The organism is Bdellovibrio sp. ZAP7 (assembly GCF_006874645.1).
In the GTDB taxonomy this organism is placed as follows: domain Bacteria; phylum Bdellovibrionota; class Bdellovibrionia; order Bdellovibrionales; family Bdellovibrionaceae; genus Bdellovibrio.
On record NZ_CP030082.1, the window covers coordinates 97,522 to 115,298 of the forward strand.

Below are 17,777 nucleotides of genomic sequence, written 5' to 3' on the forward strand. Positions count from 1 at the left end.
CGCCAAATGGTTTATAAAGGTCTCATTTCGAACATAAATGAATATTTTCAGAGATAGTGATTGCCGGGTGGAGCTCTAAAAACAGAAAAACCTGCTCGAGGCAGGTTTTTGTAGTCAAAATGGCGGAGAAGGAGGGATTCGAACCCTCGGTACACTTTTGGTGTACGAGCATTTAGCAAACGCTTGGATTCAGCCACTCTCCCACTTCTCCGCGAGACTCTTTTTTGAGCTGAGACGTTAAATTGCCATAGGCCTCCACCCAAATCAAGGATTGGGGGCCTTATAACGGGGTGCTTTTTGCAAATTTCTTTAAGAATGCTTGATTTTTTGATTACTGCGGCTTAAACATACGTCTCTTTCACAGTGCACTCGTAGCTCAGCTGGATAGAGTACTTGACTACGAATCAAGTGGTCAGAGGTTCGAATCCTCTCGAGTGCACCATTTTTTCCCTAAATTCCCCTAAAAAATCAATACCTTAGAAAAAAGAATCACTATAGACTCTGTTTTGCAACGGAGGACTTATGGGTTTTAAATTTTGGCTGAAGGTCGCTTTCATGATTGGTTCGTTTGGGCTGGTGATCTATGGAATGCAGCAACTCCGTTCTTCGGACTTTGCCCGTGAGGCACAAAAAGATGACAGTGCCTTATCACTCCTTTTAGGCGGAGAAACCCGCCCACTGAACTGGTGTTTGCCAGAGACGAAAAAGGTCGAAATCCTCTCTGAAAAAGGTGAAGTCTTAAAAGCACTGACGAGTACCCAAGATATCAGTTCCGTGTGTGAAATCTTGATTGGTCCAATCTCCACGGATGTGGTTCAAAAATCTCAATTTAATCGTCGATTAGTCGCATCTGACGCCAAGGGTGCCACTAAAACTTTGGAACAAGCGGCCAACTCCCCATATTTTAGAGCGGATGAGATGCCGATGAGCTCGGTGATGCTGGAAAAAGTCCTGCAGCGCCTGTTGCAGCCCTGATTTCTGTTTGACAAGATAGGCCCAAAATAATAGTTTGGCTTTCACCGAAACGTTCAGAAGTAGCTCAGTCGGTAGAGCAAGCGGCTGTTAACCGCTGGGTCGGGGGTTCGAGTCCCTCCTTCTGAGCCATTTTTTCTTACTTCGGTAAGACACCAAAACCAGCCTAGAGCTGGTTTTTTCGTTTCTGGGGTACCTCTTAAATACCTGTAATTTCTAAAGATATGCCGAACTGCTGCCACTCTCGGGCACTGTCATGAGCCTATGCAGGTTATCCTACTTCAGAGCGTTCCTATTGCTCCTAAGAGCCCCCTTTTAGGGCACAAAAGCTGCATTTCTTGGCCATGCAACCCCTTTAAGCAACTTTAACCATTAGGATTTTCAAGGACTACTCATGAAAACATTCCTTGTGAGCTCTACCGTCACTTTTGTCCCTGGCAACTACGAGGGATTTATCAATCATCTTGCAAAAAGTGATCGTGTGCATGGCCTGATCTTAGTTGAAAATCGTGATTGGAAAATTGCAGCAAAAGCCTTGCTGCTAATTATCTCCTTCGCGGCGCCTCGCATGGGGATGCATCTTTTGAAAAATTACTTCGGTAAATCAAACGCACGCAAAAAAGCGATGTTTGAAAAACACGGAAAAGCATTTCGAATTGTTTCAGATATTAATTCCGTTGAGACATTGAACTTCATCCAAGAAGAAAACGTTGAACTCATAGTTAACGCTCGCACGCGTTCTTTCTTCAAAAAAAATCTTTTGAAAACTCCACGCTATGGTTGCATCAACATTCATCACGGCCTTCTTCCCGAGCAACGCGGCCTTATGTGCGACTTCTGGGCACATATGGAAAAAACTAAGTTTGGATTTTCGATTCATCAGATGACTTCCAAATTGGACGATGGACCTATTCTTCATGTGGGCGAGGTCAAGACCTCTCCTTCAAACTATATGACATCTATATTCGAAGGGTCTTTAATAGAATCTCAAGCGATCGAAAAGTTACTTAAAGATCTCGAGAAGAATAAAGCTTCAGAGAATATTTTTTCAGGCTTGGAAAATATCAAAACTGAGAAAACAAAATATCGCAGCAATCCCGGCTTGATGGACTTTTACAAACTTCAGTGGAGAGGTACTAAAATATGAAAATCATCTTTGCTCTTCATGGCAATCCTGGCGCTCCTCAAGATTGGTCCTTGCTACAAAATCAGAATGTGAAAATTAAGGCTGTTGATGCTTATTCAGACGATTGGATTAGGGAAATTCAACAAAGCCCCGAGAAAGTGATTTTGTTGGGCCACTCCTGGGGTGCTTATCGTATTTTGAAAGCATTGCCGAAGGTTGCTGCGCACGTTGAAAGAGTCGTTTTGCTTGCTCCTTACGTGAATATCGAAAGACCCCTTTCTGGAGTCGCACAAGCTCTTTTAAAAACACCATGGCTCGGAGAGAAACTGATTCAGGGTAATCATAAGAAAAGCAAAGACGTCTTTTTGAATGATTTGATTTATCCTTTTAAAGTTGAAGGCCTGCCCTACTATAAAGAAATCGAAAACCGCATGCAGCATTGGCAAATGTGGCAGAAAACGGCCTTCGTAAAAATGCAAATGCAAGCAAACCCTTTGAGTAAAGCTGATGTCAGGCAGACACCAATCACGGTGATCTATGGTAATGACGATAAAATCAGCAGTGCCGATTCTCAGAATAAAATCTTAAAACAATATCCAAACATCACGATTAAATATCTAGAAAATGCAGGTCACGGCATGCTGTGGTCTCATCCGGAAATGATCTCGAAGGAGCTTTTAATGACGTCCACAAAAATCGGATATCACGCTGGCGAAAGCGAACAAAACAACGTTATCAGCTATATGGAGAAACATTTGCGTGAATTTCCTGATCGTGTGGCTTTGCGATGGGCTCGTCGTGAATCATTGATGCAATGGAATGGCGATCCGAAAACTCCGTTCCAGCATGATGAAATTAACTATAAAGACTTTTCCACACGTATTTCCTCATTCGCTCAAGGTCTGATTGATATCGGTATCCAAAAAGGCGACAGAGTTATTATCTTTTTGCCAATGAGTCTGGATATGTACACGGCGATGTTCGCCGTTCAAAAAATCGGTGCAATTGCCGTTTTCCTGGATTCCTGGGCGCGCTCTCATCACTTGGGGGCTTCTGCTGAATGTGTGGGCCCTAAAGCCATGATCAGCTTTAAAATGGCGTTTGATTTGGTAGATCAAGTTCCTGAATTTAACTCGATGCCAATCCGTATTCTTTATGGTCCTGGCGAGAAATTCACTCATAAGTTTGAAACTTTATTGAAGGCCCCGATTTCTCCAGTGTGTGCGGTTGAATCTGAATTCTCGGCACTTATTACTTTCACGACGGGTTCGACTGGTAAACCTAAGGGTGCCAACCGTACTCACCGTTTCTTGTCAGCGCAACACCACGCCTTGTCGCATGTTATTCCGTATACTGAGCAAGATCGCGATATGCCAGCTTTCCCTATTTTCAGTTTGAATAACCTGGCTTCAGGTGTAACTACGATTTTGCCAGCGTTGGACTTATCGGCTCCTTCAGAGCGTGATTCCGCGATCCTGGCTTGTCAGATCATTAATGAAAATATTAATTGCACAACGCTTTCGCCTTCTATGTTGGTTGGGCTTGCAAAGTTCTGTAAAGAAAAAAGCATTATCCTAAATAAGCTTCGTCGCGTGGTTACGGGTGGGGCTCCGATTTCAAAAGACGACGTTAAAGCGTTCTATGAAATTGCACCTCAGACGGAACTTTGGATTTTGTATGGTTCTACTGAAGCAGAACCAATGGCCCATATTGAAGGCCGTGACATGTTGAAAGAAACAAAACAAACAGATCCAGAGATTATCGAAGAGGGCGTGAACGTCGGTCATATCAGTGAAGACGTTGATTTTAAATTCGTGATTAGAAAAGACGGTCCAATTGAACTGAAGAATGGCTCATGGACGGGAGTTGAGGTTTCTAAGGGTGAAGTCGGCGAGTTCATCTGTACCGGGGATCATGTGTGCCGCGAGTACTACAATAATGAAGCAGCCTTTAAGACGACTAAAATCATGGATGCTGAAAATCGCGTATGGCACCGCACGGGTGACCTTGCTTATATCGACCAAGATAAAAACTTGTGGATCGTGGGTCGCGTGAATAATGCGATTCAAAGAGCTGGTAAGTACTTCTTCCCGGTGACGGCTGAAGTATTGTTAAAACGCATGCCTTTTGCGTATCGTTGTGCATTTCTGGGTATGGCTGATGAAAAGCTGGGTGAAGCGACTTATGCGGCGATTGAGCTAAAGGCCGAAATCGACAAAGCAACATTTGATTTCGAAGGGGCTCGCAAAGAAATCCAACGCGTCTTTGGGAAAAATGGAATTCCTTTGGACAAAATTCTTTTTGTCGACAAAGTACCGATGGATCCACGCCATCACTCTAAAGTTGAGTATAAAGTACTGCGTGACCAACTTTCTCAACCTGGAGTTGTGATTGCGTAACTGGCTGATTCTTATTAAAGAACGCTTTAGTCCGTTCCAATATATTCCTATGATTGTCGCCTTTACGGTGGCGAATGGTTTGTATTTGGCGAAAATAGAAAGCCATGATTGGAGCTGGAGCCGTTTTGCGATGGCTTTTGTTTTGATGTTGTCGTTCTTTTTCAGGATGCGTCTGTTTGATGAGATTAAAGACTATGAAGTTGATTTAAAAATCAACCCAACACGTCCCTTGGCTCGCGGTATCTTATCCGTTACGCAGGTGAAGCACGCATTAATGATTTTGATCCTGCTTGAGTTAGTGGTTGTATCGCAATTGGGTTTGCCAAGTTTTTTGGTACATGTTCTGGGAATTGGTTATAGCCTTCTCATGTACGAAGAGTTTTTTATCGGAGATATTCTTCGCCCTCACCTGACGACGTACGCTGTCTCTCATACATTCGTTAGTGTGCTGTTGGGGATTTCTGCAGCGGTGGGAATTTCTGGAGCTACAGATCTATCGATTTTGTGTAAACACGCCGCTTTCTTTTTAGTGAACTGGTGTTTCTTTAACCTGTTCGAATTTGCCAGAAAGACCTTTGCTCCTGAGGAAGAAAAAGAAAACGTTCCAAGCTATTCAAATATCTTTGGAACTAAAGGCGCTTATCTTTTGTCGATCAGTCAGGTCGTGTTGGGCTTGGCACTGCTAAGATATCAATTCGGTGAATTCTTGATGTGGCCTTGTCTGCTGGCGGCTGTTTATTTGGTCGCAACTATTGCCTATTTATTTAAGCCGAAAGCGGTAAACGCAAAACTTTTCCGCGGTGTTACGGGTGCCTATTTGCTGGGTCACTTCATCGTTATGTCTATTGTGCTAGGAGCGTAAAATGTTGGTCACAAAAAAATCCACATTGTTATTTGCAAAGAATGAAGCCGGCGGAAAAGGGTATAACCTTTATTTGATGTCTCAAGCCGGGGTGCCAGTTCCTGAGTGGGTGGTATTCGGTAAAAAGTATTTTAATGAATTCCTGGATGCAAAGAATGTCCGTGCGGCTGTCTCTGCGAAAGTGGATCAGGTGATGGCGGGTACTTTGTCTCCGGCTCAGGCCGAGAAAGACATTCTGGCAATCTTTGAATCCACGGCGGCGACTGAATACTTAAGTCAATCTGTGGACCAAGCGCTGACGATGTTAAATCAAAGCACGGTCTTTTCTGTGCGCTCATCGGCGGCAGACGAAGACAGCGTGTCTCATTCATTTGCGGGTCAGTTAAGCAGCTTCCTTTATGTGAGTGGTAAGCAGGACATTTTAGATTTTATTAAAAAGTGCTGGGCGTCGGCTTTCAGCGAGCGTGCTTTGGTTTATCGTCAGGAAAACGGGATTGATCTTAAAAAGATCTCTGTATCCGTCGTCCTTCAGCGCATGCTTGATCCAGATAAATCAGGGGTGATGTTCACTTGTGATCCCGTTGCTAAAAATCTTACGAACTTTGTGATCTCCTCGGTCTATGGTGTCGGCGAAGGCCTGGTTTCAGGTGCATTGGATGCGGATTCTTATTGGTTAAATTCCGCGACGGGTGCTTTGGATAAAAAAGAGATCGTGGAAAAGTCAGAGCAGATGAAAAAGTCTTCTTCTGGCCACTGTCAGTTATTACCAGTTGAGGAATCTAAAAAGAATGCGTCGTCATTGACGGATTCAGAATTGAATGACCTTTATAAATGGGGCATGAAAATTCAAAATAGCTATTACCGTCCTCAGGATATCGAGTGGGCTATTCAAGACGGAAAGCTTTATATTCTACAAACCCGTCCTGTGACGAATCTGGAATCTGATTTAGTCGGCTACCCAAATCTGTGGGATAACTCCAACATCATTGAATCGTATGGTGGTTTGACGTCGCCATTGAGCTTTAGCTTTGCTTTGCGCAACTATAAAGCCGTATATGTGCAGTTCTGCGAAGTTCTGGGTGTCCCTTCCGAAATCATTAAGGATATGGATAACTATTTGTCGTACATGTTGGGTTCGATCAACGGCCGCGTGTATTACAACCTGTTCAACTGGTACAAACTGGTCGGTGTTCTTCCAGGGTTTAAGCAAAACCGCGAGTTTATGGAAACGATGATGGGTGTTTCTGAGTCATTGACGGATGAAATCGCAAATCGCATTAAGCCGCACCCGTCTTGGGATACTCCAGCTGGGAAACTTCGTCAGATGGTGACGGGTTTCAATTTTATTAAGTATCACTTTACGATTCAGACTGTGGTGGATGATTTCCTAAAAACCTTCCATCGCGATTATGACAGGTACCGTGCAATGCCTCTTAAGAGAATGCGTGGCGACCAGTTGATTCAGATCTACGCAGAGCTTGAAAGAAACATGCTGGGTCGTTGGAAAGCACCGATCATTAATGACTTCCTGTGCATGGTGCATTTTGGTTTGCTGAAAAAGCTTACGAATAAATGGCTTTCTGGTTTGGATTCGACAATTCAAAACGACCTGCTTGCGGGCGAAGGCGGTCTTGAGAGTGCAGAGCCGACGAAAGCATTACTTCGTTTGGCAAGCATTGCCGCTAAAAATCCTGGTTTAAAGACATTGATTGAAACGACAGATCCAAAAGATGGTCTGGAAGCTTTGAATCAGTCTAACTATGAAAACTTCTATCATCTGGTATTGGACTACTTGGATAAATACGGTTTCCGCTGTATGAGCGAAATGAAGCTTGAAGAAATCGACCTTTTGACGGATCCAAGCTACTTATTCGTTTGTTTAAAGAACTATCTAAAAGCTGGTAAAGTTGAAGTCCACGACGATGCCCATGAAAAATCATTGCGTGCTCAGGCCGAAGAAAAAGTTGCGGGTCATCTTTCTGGATTCCGTCGCAGCATGTACTTCTGGGTGTTAAAACACGCTCGTAAGGCTGTGAAAAACCGCGAGAACACGCGTTTTGCAAGAACTCGCATCTATGGTATTGCACGCACGATCTTTCAAGCTATCGGCGAAGATCTTGCCAGTTTGAGTGCTTTGGAAAATCCACGTGATATTTTCTGGCTGACGATCGAGGAAGTATTCGGAATCTACAATGGCACTTTGCCAGCGTACAATTTGAATAACTTCGTTCAGCTCCGTAAAAAAGAGTACGATGGCTTCACTGAAGATACGGATCCACGTATTATGACTCGTGGTGCGGCTTATTGGAATAATACGTTCGTAAAACCGGTGGAAGAAGCTCCAATTGATCCAAATGCAACTTACGATCTAAAAGGTCTTCCATGCTGCCCAGGTATTTTAGAGGGCGTGGTGAAAGTTATCCTTAATCCAGGTGATAACTTGGATTTGAATGGCGAGATTTTGGTGACGGCGAGAACAGATCCAGGATGGGTTCCATTGTATCCTGCGATTTCAGGTTTGCTGGTTGAGCGTGGAAGTTTGCTATCGCACTCAGCGATCGTAGCCCGAGAGATGGGTATTCCTGCGGTGGTCAGTATTCCGGGTCTGACGAAGACTTTGAAAACCGGCATGCGCATCCGTATGGATGGCAAAGCCGGTACAGTGGAAATCCTCAGCGAATAGTCGCTTAGGATTTCTTATAAATGTGGAATTGATAAACGCCTGTGCCGTCAGTTTTAGCGGCCCAGGCGTTTTTGTCTTTAAGCTCCTGCCAACCCGTCAAATCCATTTCTTTTGCAGCACGCATGAAAGAACGGATCACCATGCAAGTTCCTGAAGTATTTTCTTTGTTCAGTTTTTGCAAAACCTGATTCGCATCCTGGTCACTTAAGTAAGAGATCGTGTCAGACAGAGAAATGAAGCTGTATTTTTGCTTTGGCAAATACTCGAGCAAGTTACCCAACAGGTAGTTCACTTTTGTATTCGATTTCTTTACCGCTTCAAAGATATGGTGGTGTGCTTCCAGTGGAAGACCTTCTTCGTGACGGATGCTGCCTAAGAATAGAATCTGCATGAAGTAGTTCTTGCGAACTAATTGTGTGCGAAAGATACGGTCAAACTCTTCAACGATGAACTGGCTTGGTGGGCGAGACTCTGTTTTGTGTCCATCGCTACCGCTGAAGTGACCTTTATAAAGGTATTTGTTAAACACAAACTCACTTGCCGCGACCTTGATGAAAGTGTTCCAACGAATTTTTGGCCAGTGTTTTTCATACAGCTCAATTTGTTCAGACAAGCTTTGCGCTGCAAAAACTTTTGAGAAATCACACTTAAGAACTTCGCGGAACAAGTAACCCAATTTTTGGAAGTGAGATTCCCAGCGGCCCAAAAGGATAAAGCCATGGGGAGCCCAACCATTTTTGCGTTCTTCCCAATATTTTTTGGCTGCTTCCGAGAGGTTCAATTTATTGAACATAGCAACACGATCGTCGCCAGTGTCGCTGCCGGATTGCAAAGCACCCCGGTAACCCATAAAGAACAAGTATTCTTCATAAGTCAGAGACTTCATACTTTGGAAGCGTAATTCGCAAAGATAATTTTGGCTTACCGACATATCGATTACATCCAGAACCGCAGGATTTTTGGCAATCAAAGGCATGCAACGTGCGCCGGAGCCCGCAATACTAAATACGCGGTCACAGTTTTCTGGAAGAAGATCAAACTCGATACGAGTGTCTTCGTTGGACAGAGTGTAATTTAAATCTGAAAAATATTCGCTCGCCATCATGTCCTCGTTTCTAAAAAGGTAAGTTTCCAGTAACTTCAAATCGAATTCCAGCAACAGAGCCGCCGGTCATGTTTTTATAAACTGTAAAAAGACTGTCCTCGGTGCCTTCGTAATACTGTACGAATCCAGTCAGCGTAAACCAATCTGTAATGTTGTATCCGTAACTCAAACTTGCAAAGGCATCTTGGTTGATTGAGTTATAATATATTTGCGCCTGTAGATCGTGACGGTTGGGATTCCAGACCATGCTTACGTAGTACAAAGCCTTATAGTCATGCGTGTTCGTACTAAATCTTCCCGAATCATAGAAAGTGACCATGGGAAGGATAACGAAATTACCCAAAAATAAATCAACGCCCAGTGATCCGAAGTATTCGTCCTCGTAATCAGGATCTGCATGAATCGAATAGTCGCGACTTCCACCGATTTCAATCTTAGGAACGGCTTTTTCAAAGGCATAGTTCGCCGTCATTCCATACACGTTTTTCATCGCCACGCGCGCGGCTAAAGCAGTGAATGCGATTCCTTTACCGTTAATTTTAACTCGTGCTCCATAACCTGACGTACCGTCGTCATCGTAGGTCAGGGTTTCCGGCAAAGGTTCAGGGTAATAGGTTTGTGCAAGTTTACTGACGCCGACCAAATCCAACCCGAATGTCTCGGATTCATAGGAATAAGATGCGCCTTGCGAATGTGTTAGCTGGTCCGCAAAGGGATCAAAGAACAACCGGTTGTAGCGTCGGCCTGTCCACACATCCAAAGATGGCACGACCCAGCTATCACTCCAGCGCATGGCTTGTTGACCGACGCGGAAATAGGAAGATCCCGCTCTTAACTCCAAATAGGCTTCTTGAAGATAACCGCGATGCGGAGATCTGCGTTCTTCAGCATTTTGGGCATAATCGAAGTCGCCGAATCCGTCTGCAAACAGTTTGAAATGACCGGCCTCTGCATTCAGTTTTGAATGCAGTATTAGGCGGTTCGCCATCTCTTCCTTGTTTTCCCCACCGATATATTCGTATCGAGAGCCTAAGGTCAGATCAGCACGTGCAGAAAGTGAGGCTAACAATAAAGCCCAGGCAAGCCAAAACCTCACTTCATGCTTTCCATATTGCGGGTCGTGAAGAAGCTGTCATCGAAAGTTTTAGGTTTCATGCTTTTGATGCGGATGTAGCTAACCTGTTTGTTCACGTCTTGAATTTTAATAGTCGTTGGACGAACCGCGCCTGCGATATTTTTATAATCTTCAAAAGAAGCACGCTTCAAGATCGTTTTCCCATCAAGACCCAAGTAATCAGCACGGAGTGGCTGCGCATTTGATTTTTTCAACCACAGACGAATCCATGCATAAGTTAGGTTTTCTTTGGATCCTTTAAGTAACAATTGTACTTCGTTAGCATTCTCAGATTCTTTGGTAACAGTGTAGTCACCAGCCCATCTGGTTCTGGAGATATCACCGTTTGCAACCTGGCCAGAAAGTTTTTGCGCCAAGGATAAGCGCATCGATCTTTTTAAGTTAGGAATGTAGGCATGAAAATCACGGTCAAGCATCAGCATGTTGCGGCCTTTATCGCGAGCCGGTTCTTTCGTGATGATCATTGTTTTATCTTGGCCTTTAAGAGAAACGTCAAAAACGGAAGTGCCCTCTGAAGTTTCCACTTGGATTTGCATTTCGTAGGAATCTGAAGGATTACGAATTTTGTCTGCGGCTTGAATCATTTGGTCGGGAGATGCGGCCTTCGCTGCTAACGCTGAAAAAACCAGACCGAAGATAATTAGTTTAGCCTTTAGGATTTTCATGATGATCTCCACAATTTAAGTATCTATACTGTTTGAGCCTCCTCCACTTTAACCTTCCGTATTCAAAGGAGCAACTGTGAGTGCGCTATACAGACTTCAAAACCTAGATTACTCCTATGAGTGGAATAAACAAAAAGTGCCCGTTTTGAAGACTTTGAATATCTCTTTTGATGAGGCCTGTTTTTGTTGCATCGTCGGTCCCAGTGGATCCGGTAAAACCACGCTATTAAATCTTCTTGGATTATTGGATTCCCCGACAAATGGCCAAATCATTTTTGGGGGTCAAGATGTGGGCAACCTTCCAGAGCGTGAAAAGGAAAATATCCGTCTTCATCAAGTGGGATTTGTTTTTCAAAGCTTCTACTTAATTCCGACTCTGACGATTTTGGAAAATACGTCTTATTTCTTACCATCTTTGGGTTATTCCCAGGCAGATGCAAAAAAGACGGCACTAGAAACTTTGGATTTACTGGGAATTGCGAATCACGCGCACAAAAAACCGTTGGAGTTATCTGGTGGTCAACGTCAAAGGGCAGCGATTGCCCGTGCGATTGCTAAAAAACCATCCGTGGTTCTGGCGGACGAGCCGACCGCGAACTTGGATTCTGAAACGTCTGAAAAAATCATTGGTGCCTTCAAGGAACTTCAGAAATCTCAACGCACTAGTTTTATTTTCTCCACGCACGACGCTCATCTAGTTAAGTATGCAGAGACGATCCATCACATCAAAGACGGCCAAATTTCTACAGGAGCATAAGCACATGACTGAGATTTTTAAAATTGCCTGGAGAAATCTTTTCCGTAACCCGCGCAGAACAGCAGCAAGTCTGTTAACCGTATGTTTGGGTGCTGCCGCTCTTTTGATCTACCAAGGATTCAACAGCGGGATCATGAATCAATACCGCGAGAATACCATCCACGGTTACTATGGTTTTGGCCAAGTTTTTCCTAAAGGTTATTACGGAAAAGTATTCGAACAACCTTGGAAGATGTGGATTGAAAATCCGGAAGAGGCCGAGAAGAAGCTTTTGTCGGCTACCGGTGTGGAACAAGTCTTCCCCCGTCTTTCATTTTATAGCTTTCTAGCCAAGGGTGGAATCACGCTGGGTGGACGTGGCGAGGGGGTTTTGCCGGAAAGAGAAAATAAGTTCTTTGATAAGATGAACTTTATTTCCGGTGGCGACCTTAAAGATGAAAGCGAAATCATTCTTGGTAAGGGTTTGGCTGATTCTTTGGACGTTAAAGCGGGCGACACACTGACTCTTTTAACTCAAACGATCAATGGTCAGCTAAATGGTGCTGATTTAAAAGTTGCCGGTGTTTTTCATATGGGTATTAAGGCCATCGATGATGGTTACTATCGCTTGCACCTGAAGCAAGCTCAACGCCTGCTTGATACTCAGCGCGTGGAATTGTTCTCGCTTGCGACAACGGGTGTGGATCACTGGGATGAAGTAGCCAAGAACATCACTCAAGCGGATCCAAATCTTGAGCCTGTGCGCTTTGAAATTCTGGATAAAGTATACTATCAAAATTCGGTGGACTTTTTGTCAGCACAGTTTGCCTTTATCCGTATGATTATTTTGTTGATCGTGGCATTGGGTATTTTCAATACCATCGCAGTCGGCTTGCTTGAGCGTGGTGGCGAGATTGGTGCCCTAAGAGCCAATGGTGAAAAGCGCAGTCGTCTGTTTAAAATTCTTTTGCTGGAGAATTCATTCTTGGGATTGTTCGGCGGGATCTTGGGGATTTTACTGGCCTTGCTTTGCACGAAGACGGTTTTGGCATCTGGAATCCCGATGCCTCCAGGCCCAGGGATTACTCGTCAGTATTTGATTTTCATTGAGATTCAAGGAAGTCATTATGTGCAGGCATTGTTGTTGCCGATGTTTACGGCGATCATTGCCAGCTGCTGGCCGATCTTCAAACTTTTGCGCAGATCCATTCCAGAATTACTGCGCTCGACGTAAAAGATTATCTTTTCAAAAGAGCAAGTTGGCGGGTTAGTTCAAACTCACGGTCGGTGATAACACCCATGTGACCTTGGATTTCCGCCAATTCGACCCCGTGTTTTACAGCCATCTTATAGATCTGCTTCACTTTGTCCCATTCGATATCACGGCCCATCGTGAATGATTCGTGACGACCTTCCATTGCTAACAGCGCCGTTTCTGCGAGGCAGGCATAAACGGTTTTTCCCGGTAAGCCCAAATCACAAGACATTTGCATTGGACCTGGCAAATTCACTTCGCCGGATTCCATGATCAAAACGTCAGGACGTTTTCTAACGTCTTCCATTTCGAAATCCAATGGACGAGAACAGTCCGCGACAACGCAGCCGGGTTTCAAAAGCATCACATCCACGATTTTTTGATCGAAGGATGAAGTCGCCGTCAACAGCGCATCCGCTTGGGAAGCCAGTTCATTTGCGTTCGTCGATAAAATGATTTCACAGTTTGGCGCAATTTGACGGATCTCTTCACGCAGTTCTTCCAAGCGATTCATTCTTGGCGCCACCAAGCAAAGTTTTTTAAATGTCAGTGCGAGAAGTTTTGCCGAAACCTTACCAATAGAACCCGTCGCACCGATAACCATCGCCATGCCGTTTACGCGATTGTCACTTGGGTCGATGGTAACAAAACCCATTTTTCTAACAGCTTGGTTAAGACCCCACAAAGTCGCAGAAGCACTTAGACTGTTACCAGTGGTCACAGGAATCGGACTGTTTTGATTGATCGTGATACCTTGGTCACCGACGATCTTAGTGTAGGCGCCAAGACCCGCGATCTTAGCACCACGAGCAGCGGCGTCTCGACAGATGCCTTCGATTTGGCGATAGATCACTTCAGGATCAGATTCTTTTAATACTTTTGGTGTCGCCATTAACCCATAGATGATACCGCTGACTTCCTTGCCATTGTGCTGACTGATCACGTGTTTGATTTCACCGTAAACAATCGGTGGAGCTTTAGAAATCAGGCGATCAAATGGATCATTCCATGATTTAGGCATTTGTTTTAAAATTCCAAATCCTGGAACACGTGTAAAGTCATTGTGAGAAAGAGCATGCACAACGAATGCGAAATCAGGTGGCTCTTCTTTTTTAAGTTTACCTCTGACGAAATTGATTCCTTTTGAAACCTTTGCCTGAGTGGAAGTCTGGCGCGTAGTCGTATACTGGCGAGCCACATCACGAACTTCTGTTTCAGTCGCCAGGAGTTGTTCCCACTCCTCATTGGAAAGCGGAGCCGTTCTGTTGTGAGTTAAACGAAGGACGGCGTCCAAGATCGAATAGTTCATATATGGGCTGACGTTAAATTCTTCAGGGAAAAGATTGATGATGGATCTTGGTTCGTATTTTTTAAGCTCTTGCTCCATCAATGGATGATGTGACCAGACGATTACATCTTTGTTGCGAACAACGTCAGCACCAGAGTCATAAAGTAAAATAATCGGAAGATCACCGCAGACGTATTGCAGGTGCTCAGCTTGAGAAACCAAAGATGAACGCATCATCTTTTGAAATTTATTTTCTGCAAAAGGAGTGTTGTTACGCAGGTCACGCATTGTCGCAAAATTAAGAGCTGTTTTGGTGACTGTCTTAAGGCCTTTGAAGGGACGAATAACAAAAGGCAGCCCTAAAAGCGCAAAAGCATCCCCCATGTGCACTGATTTTGGGTAACGATGACGAAGAAACTCTTCTATTTCCAGATTGAGAATTGCAGTTGGAAAGAATACACCCTGTTCCGGCTGAACTTTACCTTGATCGATCATTTTTACGAGTGAATTGATATTGGCAATTTCACGAAGCCCCGTGCCGTCACAAATGGGTACCGAAGACGGTAAACCCATGATCTCAAGATACTGACTGTGAACGTAGCTTTTTCCATCCATGCGGATGACAGGAGGAAGACTTGTCAAAGCGAAGGCATCAACTTGATCACGCAAACTTGTGATCAGATTTTTCATCAGATCGACGGAGAATTGCACTCCAAAGCGTTGTACTTCAAAGTGATTGCCACCGTAATCAAATTCAAAGGAAGCATCCCAGAAGGGGCGACCGAAACTAATCTCTGCGATGCGATATGTACTTTTCATAGCCTCTCCAGAAAGTAGCTTCGTACTCTTTGAACTCAGGACACCAGTTTGCACCTAAAACTGCTTCAGTATCACTGGAGTCGTATTTAGGAAAATGCAGAAGATAGTTTAGTTCTTCCTGGGGAAACTTCAAGGCTAGTTCAGAGACGGCCTTCAGCAGTGTCTCCGGAACGTTATCTACAAGTTTAATGCCCTTGTTGCTGATACTTCGATTTTCCAAAGTCGATTTATAAAGTTCTTCGATATCAAGTCCATGCTTTGGCGTGATATGAAAGCTTCGATAAGAAGTATTGTCTGAATTCAAAGACCAATTACAAAATTTAACAATAGCTTCAGCCGCTTTATCAACGGGTACCAAAGGCAAAGTTCTACCGACTGTTCCAGGAACCGGTAGTACTGTGGGGAATGCTTCAATAACTTTTTTCAAACGATCGAAAGCCACGGGTGCTTGATAAGGGCCATCGATACGTTGAATTTCACCGTCAACGGTGTCCCCGACTAAAACTCCTAGACGAAAATTAACTTTCAAACGGAATTCGTGATTCCAGTTTTGAATGGTTTTTTCGGCTAAAGCTTTGGATTCAGAATAGGGATCGGGGAATGAACTTGAGAAATTTAAATCGTAAGGTTTCACGGCAGGCAATTTTGAATTCACAGCTGCTGCAACGGAGCTTGTATTCATGAACACAGGAATATTTAAAAGACTTGCAACCTTAAGAGCGGTACCAGTTCCAGTGATATTGTGGTGAAAACATTCTTCGTGTGTAGCAGTTAGATCATAAAGACCTGCCATGTGTAACAAGATATCAAATTTTTCAGCTTTTAAAGCTTCAATGTCCAAGCCCGCATTCCACTTGCGCAAGTCACCTTGAACTTCGGTATTGTCCGAGCGGGACATCACGTAAACCTGAAAATTTTCACGCAGCAATGGAACAACCTTCTGACCCAGAAAGCCCGTACCACCCGTCACCAAAATTTTAGGTTTTGATTTGTTCGTCATTTTGCTGCCACCACGATTGGTAAGAAACGGTGCAGACATTTCACAGTCAGTTCACTGACACCTTTATGCAGAACTTCGCCGTCACCAAAGAACGTCAGTGGACGTTTTGAGTTTTTAGTTTTCAATGAAAACTCTTTCAACTCGTAAGATTTAGAATACGGTAGTCTTGCAGCTGTCCCACGACGGATGTTCAAAGCCGTGCGAACGTGTTCTGCTTGAGAGCTAGATTCAGAAATCAATAGGTTCATGGTTCCATCAGTATTTGAGGTAAAAGGAGCAGGAGTAAATGTGGAAGCCACATTCGGTTGATTGTTCACTAGAATGATGGGAGCTGTTGTTTCAAACTTCGATTTATTGGGAATATTAACTTCTAAATTCCAATCTGTGGGATCCCAAGTGCGAATGGCTTCAAGGGCCATCATCGAATAGATCTGTGGTCCCATCTTTTTAACCATCGAATAACTTTGTTTTGCTAAGAACTTGAATGCCAATGTTGCCTTCGGGCAGTCGGATCTTTTTTGCAAATAGCTGCGGAAGTCATTAGACATTTCGGCCGTCATTGCTGGTAGTCCCAATCCACCATTCGTTAGCATATAGGATTTTTTGCCATCACCTGTGACTTCAATCACATCGATATTTTTTGTCGTTCCTTCAAGAATATTGCGCACGGCTTGGTGAATTTTAGTTGAAATACCCATTCTTTCCGCAAGGTCGTTGGCAGTCCCAGAGCGCACCAGAGTAACTGGTGGCATATCGAAACCCAATCTTTCATGGATTCGGATCATAGTTTGGAATGTCACATTGATCGTACCATCACCGCCACAGATGATCAGGGCGTTGGTTTTATTCAACATTTCATGGGCTAAAAAGAGGTCCAATTCCTCAAGAGTTTTGGGGGCAGCAAAATGCAAATCACAACGGAAAAGCGCTTCGCGAACAATAGCTTCCACTTGCCCTTGATTGGACGAGCCTGCCTTCGGATTGATTAGGATCGAAACTCTCATGACATACCTCTATGAATGATCCCCTTAATTGCATGTTATGTGCCCCTACCTGGGAGCGCCGTCTAGCAATAGTTTCTAGGTGGGAAGCTCTAGCTGTCTTAAAGTTAGACAGGGTGACAGGCAGGGCCTATACAGCCGAATTAAGGTAAACCAAATGTAACCAGTTGAAAACACTGGTAGAGGTCTAATTCCATCTCGATAGAGGTATAGTTCCGTGGGTTGGGACTTGTTAAATGAAATGGTGAAAAATACGATATTGTTTATGAAAAACACTGTTCTAATTTTAGCGTTCTTGGGGCTTTCCGCTTGCGCGGGAAAATATAACATCAAATCTTCGGAAGCAGCCATGAACTACGTTGCCCATACTGCGCACGTGATTAACCAGGGTGGTAATTCCAAAGATATGGATACTCACGTGTCTCGTGCATTGATGGTGCGCGGACTTAAGGTGACTGACAGTGAGTCTGTAGCGAATCTGCCTAAGACCGATATTTTGGTTAAGTACACGGATAGCTGGCAGTGGGATATCACGATGTACCTAAGAGCCGTGGACATTACTTTTTATGATAGAAGCGGAAATATCTTAGCTTCTGGAAATTACACGAACTCGTTTTTTCACGAATGGCCAAATGAGGGCCAAGTCGTACAAAAAGTTGTCGATGATATGTTTGCTAAGCTTGGAATCACACCAGGAAAAAGACAGGCTTCGAATCCAACTAAGCCTTAAT

At 44.0% G+C, this 17,777-nt stretch carries 14 protein-coding genes and 3 tRNA genes; 10 read left to right on the top strand and 7 right to left on the bottom strand.

Annotated elements, in window-relative coordinates; all coding sequences use genetic code 11:
- Positions 1-120: 120 nt before the first annotated feature.
- Positions 121-211 (bottom strand) — tRNA-Ser (locus tag DOM22_RS00460).
- A gap of 154 nt (positions 212-365) precedes the next feature.
- Here DOM22_RS00460 and DOM22_RS00465 point away from each other — a divergent pair.
- The 7 genes from DOM22_RS00465 (at position 366) to DOM22_RS00495 (ending at position 8,042) form a co-directional block, all read left to right on the top strand.
- Positions 366-442: transfer RNA gene (locus tag DOM22_RS00465), tRNA-Arg, on the top strand.
- A gap of 80 nt (positions 443-522) precedes the next feature.
- On the top strand, positions 523-975 hold the full coding sequence (locus tag DOM22_RS00470) for a hypothetical protein (protein WP_142698515.1): 453 nt from the start codon (positions 523-525) through the stop codon (positions 973-975).
- A 53-nt stretch (positions 976-1,028) separates the two neighbouring features.
- Positions 1,029-1,104, top strand: a tRNA-Asn gene (locus tag DOM22_RS00475).
- Between the two features lie 262 nt (positions 1,105-1,366).
- Entirely contained in the window at positions 1,367-2,119 is a 753-nt protein-coding gene (locus tag DOM22_RS00480) for a formyltransferase family protein (RefSeq protein WP_142698516.1), read from the top strand.
- Positions 2,116-4,497, top strand: a complete 2,382-nt coding sequence (locus tag DOM22_RS00485) for an alpha/beta fold hydrolase (RefSeq protein WP_142698517.1) — start codon at positions 2,116-2,118, stop codon at positions 4,495-4,497. The genes DOM22_RS00480 and DOM22_RS00485 overlap by 4 nt, the downstream gene beginning before the upstream one ends.
- Positions 4,490-5,359 carry a UbiA family prenyltransferase gene (locus DOM22_RS00490; protein ID WP_246845774.1) on the top strand — a complete coding sequence of 290 codons (870 nt, stop codon included), beginning with the start codon at positions 4,490-4,492 and terminating at the stop codon, positions 5,357-5,359. The genes DOM22_RS00485 and DOM22_RS00490 overlap by 8 nt, the downstream gene beginning before the upstream one ends.
- Position 5,360: 1 nt before the next feature.
- Positions 5,361-8,042 carry a phosphoenolpyruvate synthase gene (locus DOM22_RS00495; RefSeq protein ID WP_142698518.1) on the top strand — a complete coding sequence of 894 codons (2,682 nt, stop codon included), beginning with the start codon at positions 5,361-5,363 and terminating at the stop codon, positions 8,040-8,042.
- Positions 8,043-8,046: 4 nt separating this feature from the next.
- Here DOM22_RS00495 and DOM22_RS00500 read toward each other — a convergent pair whose 3' ends face one another.
- Genes DOM22_RS00500 through DOM22_RS00510 form a run of 3 tightly spaced genes read right to left on the bottom strand, consistent with a single transcriptional unit; the run spans position 8,047 to position 10,947 of the window.
- Positions 8,047-9,186: a DUF3419 family protein gene (locus DOM22_RS00500; protein ID WP_246845775.1), complete on the bottom strand. Its 1,140-nt coding sequence runs from the start codon at positions 9,184-9,186 to the stop codon at positions 8,047-8,049.
- The gene (locus DOM22_RS00505; protein WP_142698519.1) at positions 9,158-10,243 is read right to left on the bottom strand and encodes a hypothetical protein; all 1,086 of its coding nucleotides are present in this window, start codon (positions 10,241-10,243) and stop codon (positions 9,158-9,160) included. The genes DOM22_RS00500 and DOM22_RS00505 overlap by 29 nt, the downstream gene beginning before the upstream one ends.
- Entirely contained in the window at positions 10,240-10,947 is a 708-nt protein-coding gene (locus DOM22_RS00510; RefSeq protein WP_142698520.1) for an outer membrane lipoprotein-sorting protein, read from the bottom strand. The genes DOM22_RS00505 and DOM22_RS00510 overlap by 4 nt, the downstream gene beginning before the upstream one ends.
- Positions 10,948-11,023: 76 nt before the next feature.
- Between DOM22_RS00510 and DOM22_RS00515 the strand changes: the two genes are divergently transcribed.
- Both DOM22_RS00515 and DOM22_RS00520 read left to right on the top strand, forming a co-directional pair.
- A complete protein-coding gene (locus DOM22_RS00515) occupies positions 11,024-11,704 on the top strand; it encodes an ABC transporter ATP-binding protein (protein WP_142698521.1) in 681 nt (226 codons plus the stop codon).
- A 4-nt stretch (positions 11,705-11,708) separates the two neighbouring features.
- Complete coding sequence (locus tag DOM22_RS00520) at positions 11,709-12,917, top strand: FtsX-like permease family protein (protein WP_142698522.1); 1,209 nt, start codon at positions 11,709-11,711, stop codon at positions 12,915-12,917.
- A 4-nt stretch (positions 12,918-12,921) separates the two neighbouring features.
- On the opposite strand, the gene DOM22_RS00525 is transcribed toward DOM22_RS00520, so the two are convergent.
- The 3 genes from DOM22_RS00525 to DOM22_RS00535 are packed head-to-tail and all read right to left on the bottom strand — an operon-like array spanning position 12,922 to position 17,049.
- A complete protein-coding gene (locus DOM22_RS00525) occupies positions 12,922-15,045 on the bottom strand; it encodes a dehydrogenase (RefSeq protein ID WP_142698523.1) in 2,124 nt (707 codons plus the stop codon).
- The gene (locus DOM22_RS00530) at positions 15,014-16,084 is read right to left on the bottom strand and encodes an SDR family oxidoreductase (protein ID WP_246845776.1); all 1,071 of its coding nucleotides are present in this window, start codon (positions 16,082-16,084) and stop codon (positions 15,014-15,016) included. The genes DOM22_RS00525 and DOM22_RS00530 overlap by 32 nt, the downstream gene beginning before the upstream one ends.
- Positions 16,042-17,049 carry a diacylglycerol kinase family protein gene (locus DOM22_RS00535; RefSeq protein WP_142698524.1) on the bottom strand — a complete coding sequence of 336 codons (1,008 nt, stop codon included), beginning with the start codon at positions 17,047-17,049 and terminating at the stop codon, positions 16,042-16,044. The genes DOM22_RS00530 and DOM22_RS00535 overlap by 43 nt, the downstream gene beginning before the upstream one ends.
- 262 nt (positions 17,050-17,311) lie before the next feature.
- Here DOM22_RS00535 and DOM22_RS00540 point away from each other — a divergent pair, with 262 nt between their 5' ends.
- Entirely contained in the window at positions 17,312-17,776 is a 465-nt protein-coding gene (locus DOM22_RS00540; protein ID WP_142698525.1) for a hypothetical protein, read from the top strand.
- The last annotated feature ends 1 nt before the right edge of the window (position 17,777 follow it).

Bases quoted from the DNA above. Each gene is read 5' to 3' on its own strand.
- DOM22_RS00495 (WP_142698518.1), top strand. From the start codon at position 5,361: ATGTTGGTCACAAAAAAATCCACATTGTTATTTGCAAAGAATGAAGCC.
- DOM22_RS00540 (WP_142698525.1), top strand. From the start codon at position 17,312: ATGAAAAACACTGTTCTAATTTTAGCGTTCTTGGGGCTTTCCGCTTGC.
- DOM22_RS00530 (WP_246845776.1), bottom strand. From the start codon at position 16,084: ATGTCTGCACCGTTTCTTACCAATCGTGGTGGCAGCAAAATGACGAAC.
- DOM22_RS00535 (WP_142698524.1), bottom strand. From the start codon at position 17,049: ATGAGAGTTTCGATCCTAATCAATCCGAAGGCAGGCTCGTCCAATCAA.
- DOM22_RS00510 (WP_142698520.1), bottom strand. From the start codon at position 10,947: ATGAAAATCCTAAAGGCTAAACTAATTATCTTCGGTCTGGTTTTTTCA.
- DOM22_RS00485 (WP_142698517.1), top strand. From the start codon at position 2,116: ATGAAAATCATCTTTGCTCTTCATGGCAATCCTGGCGCTCCTCAAGAT.
- DOM22_RS00525 (WP_142698523.1), bottom strand. From the start codon at position 15,045: ATGAAAAGTACATATCGCATCGCAGAGATTAGTTTCGGTCGCCCCTTC.
- DOM22_RS00480 (WP_142698516.1), top strand. From the start codon at position 1,367: ATGAAAACATTCCTTGTGAGCTCTACCGTCACTTTTGTCCCTGGCAAC.
- DOM22_RS00470 (WP_142698515.1), top strand. From the start codon at position 523: ATGGGTTTTAAATTTTGGCTGAAGGTCGCTTTCATGATTGGTTCGTTT.
- DOM22_RS00520 (WP_142698522.1), top strand. From the start codon at position 11,709: ATGACTGAGATTTTTAAAATTGCCTGGAGAAATCTTTTCCGTAACCCG.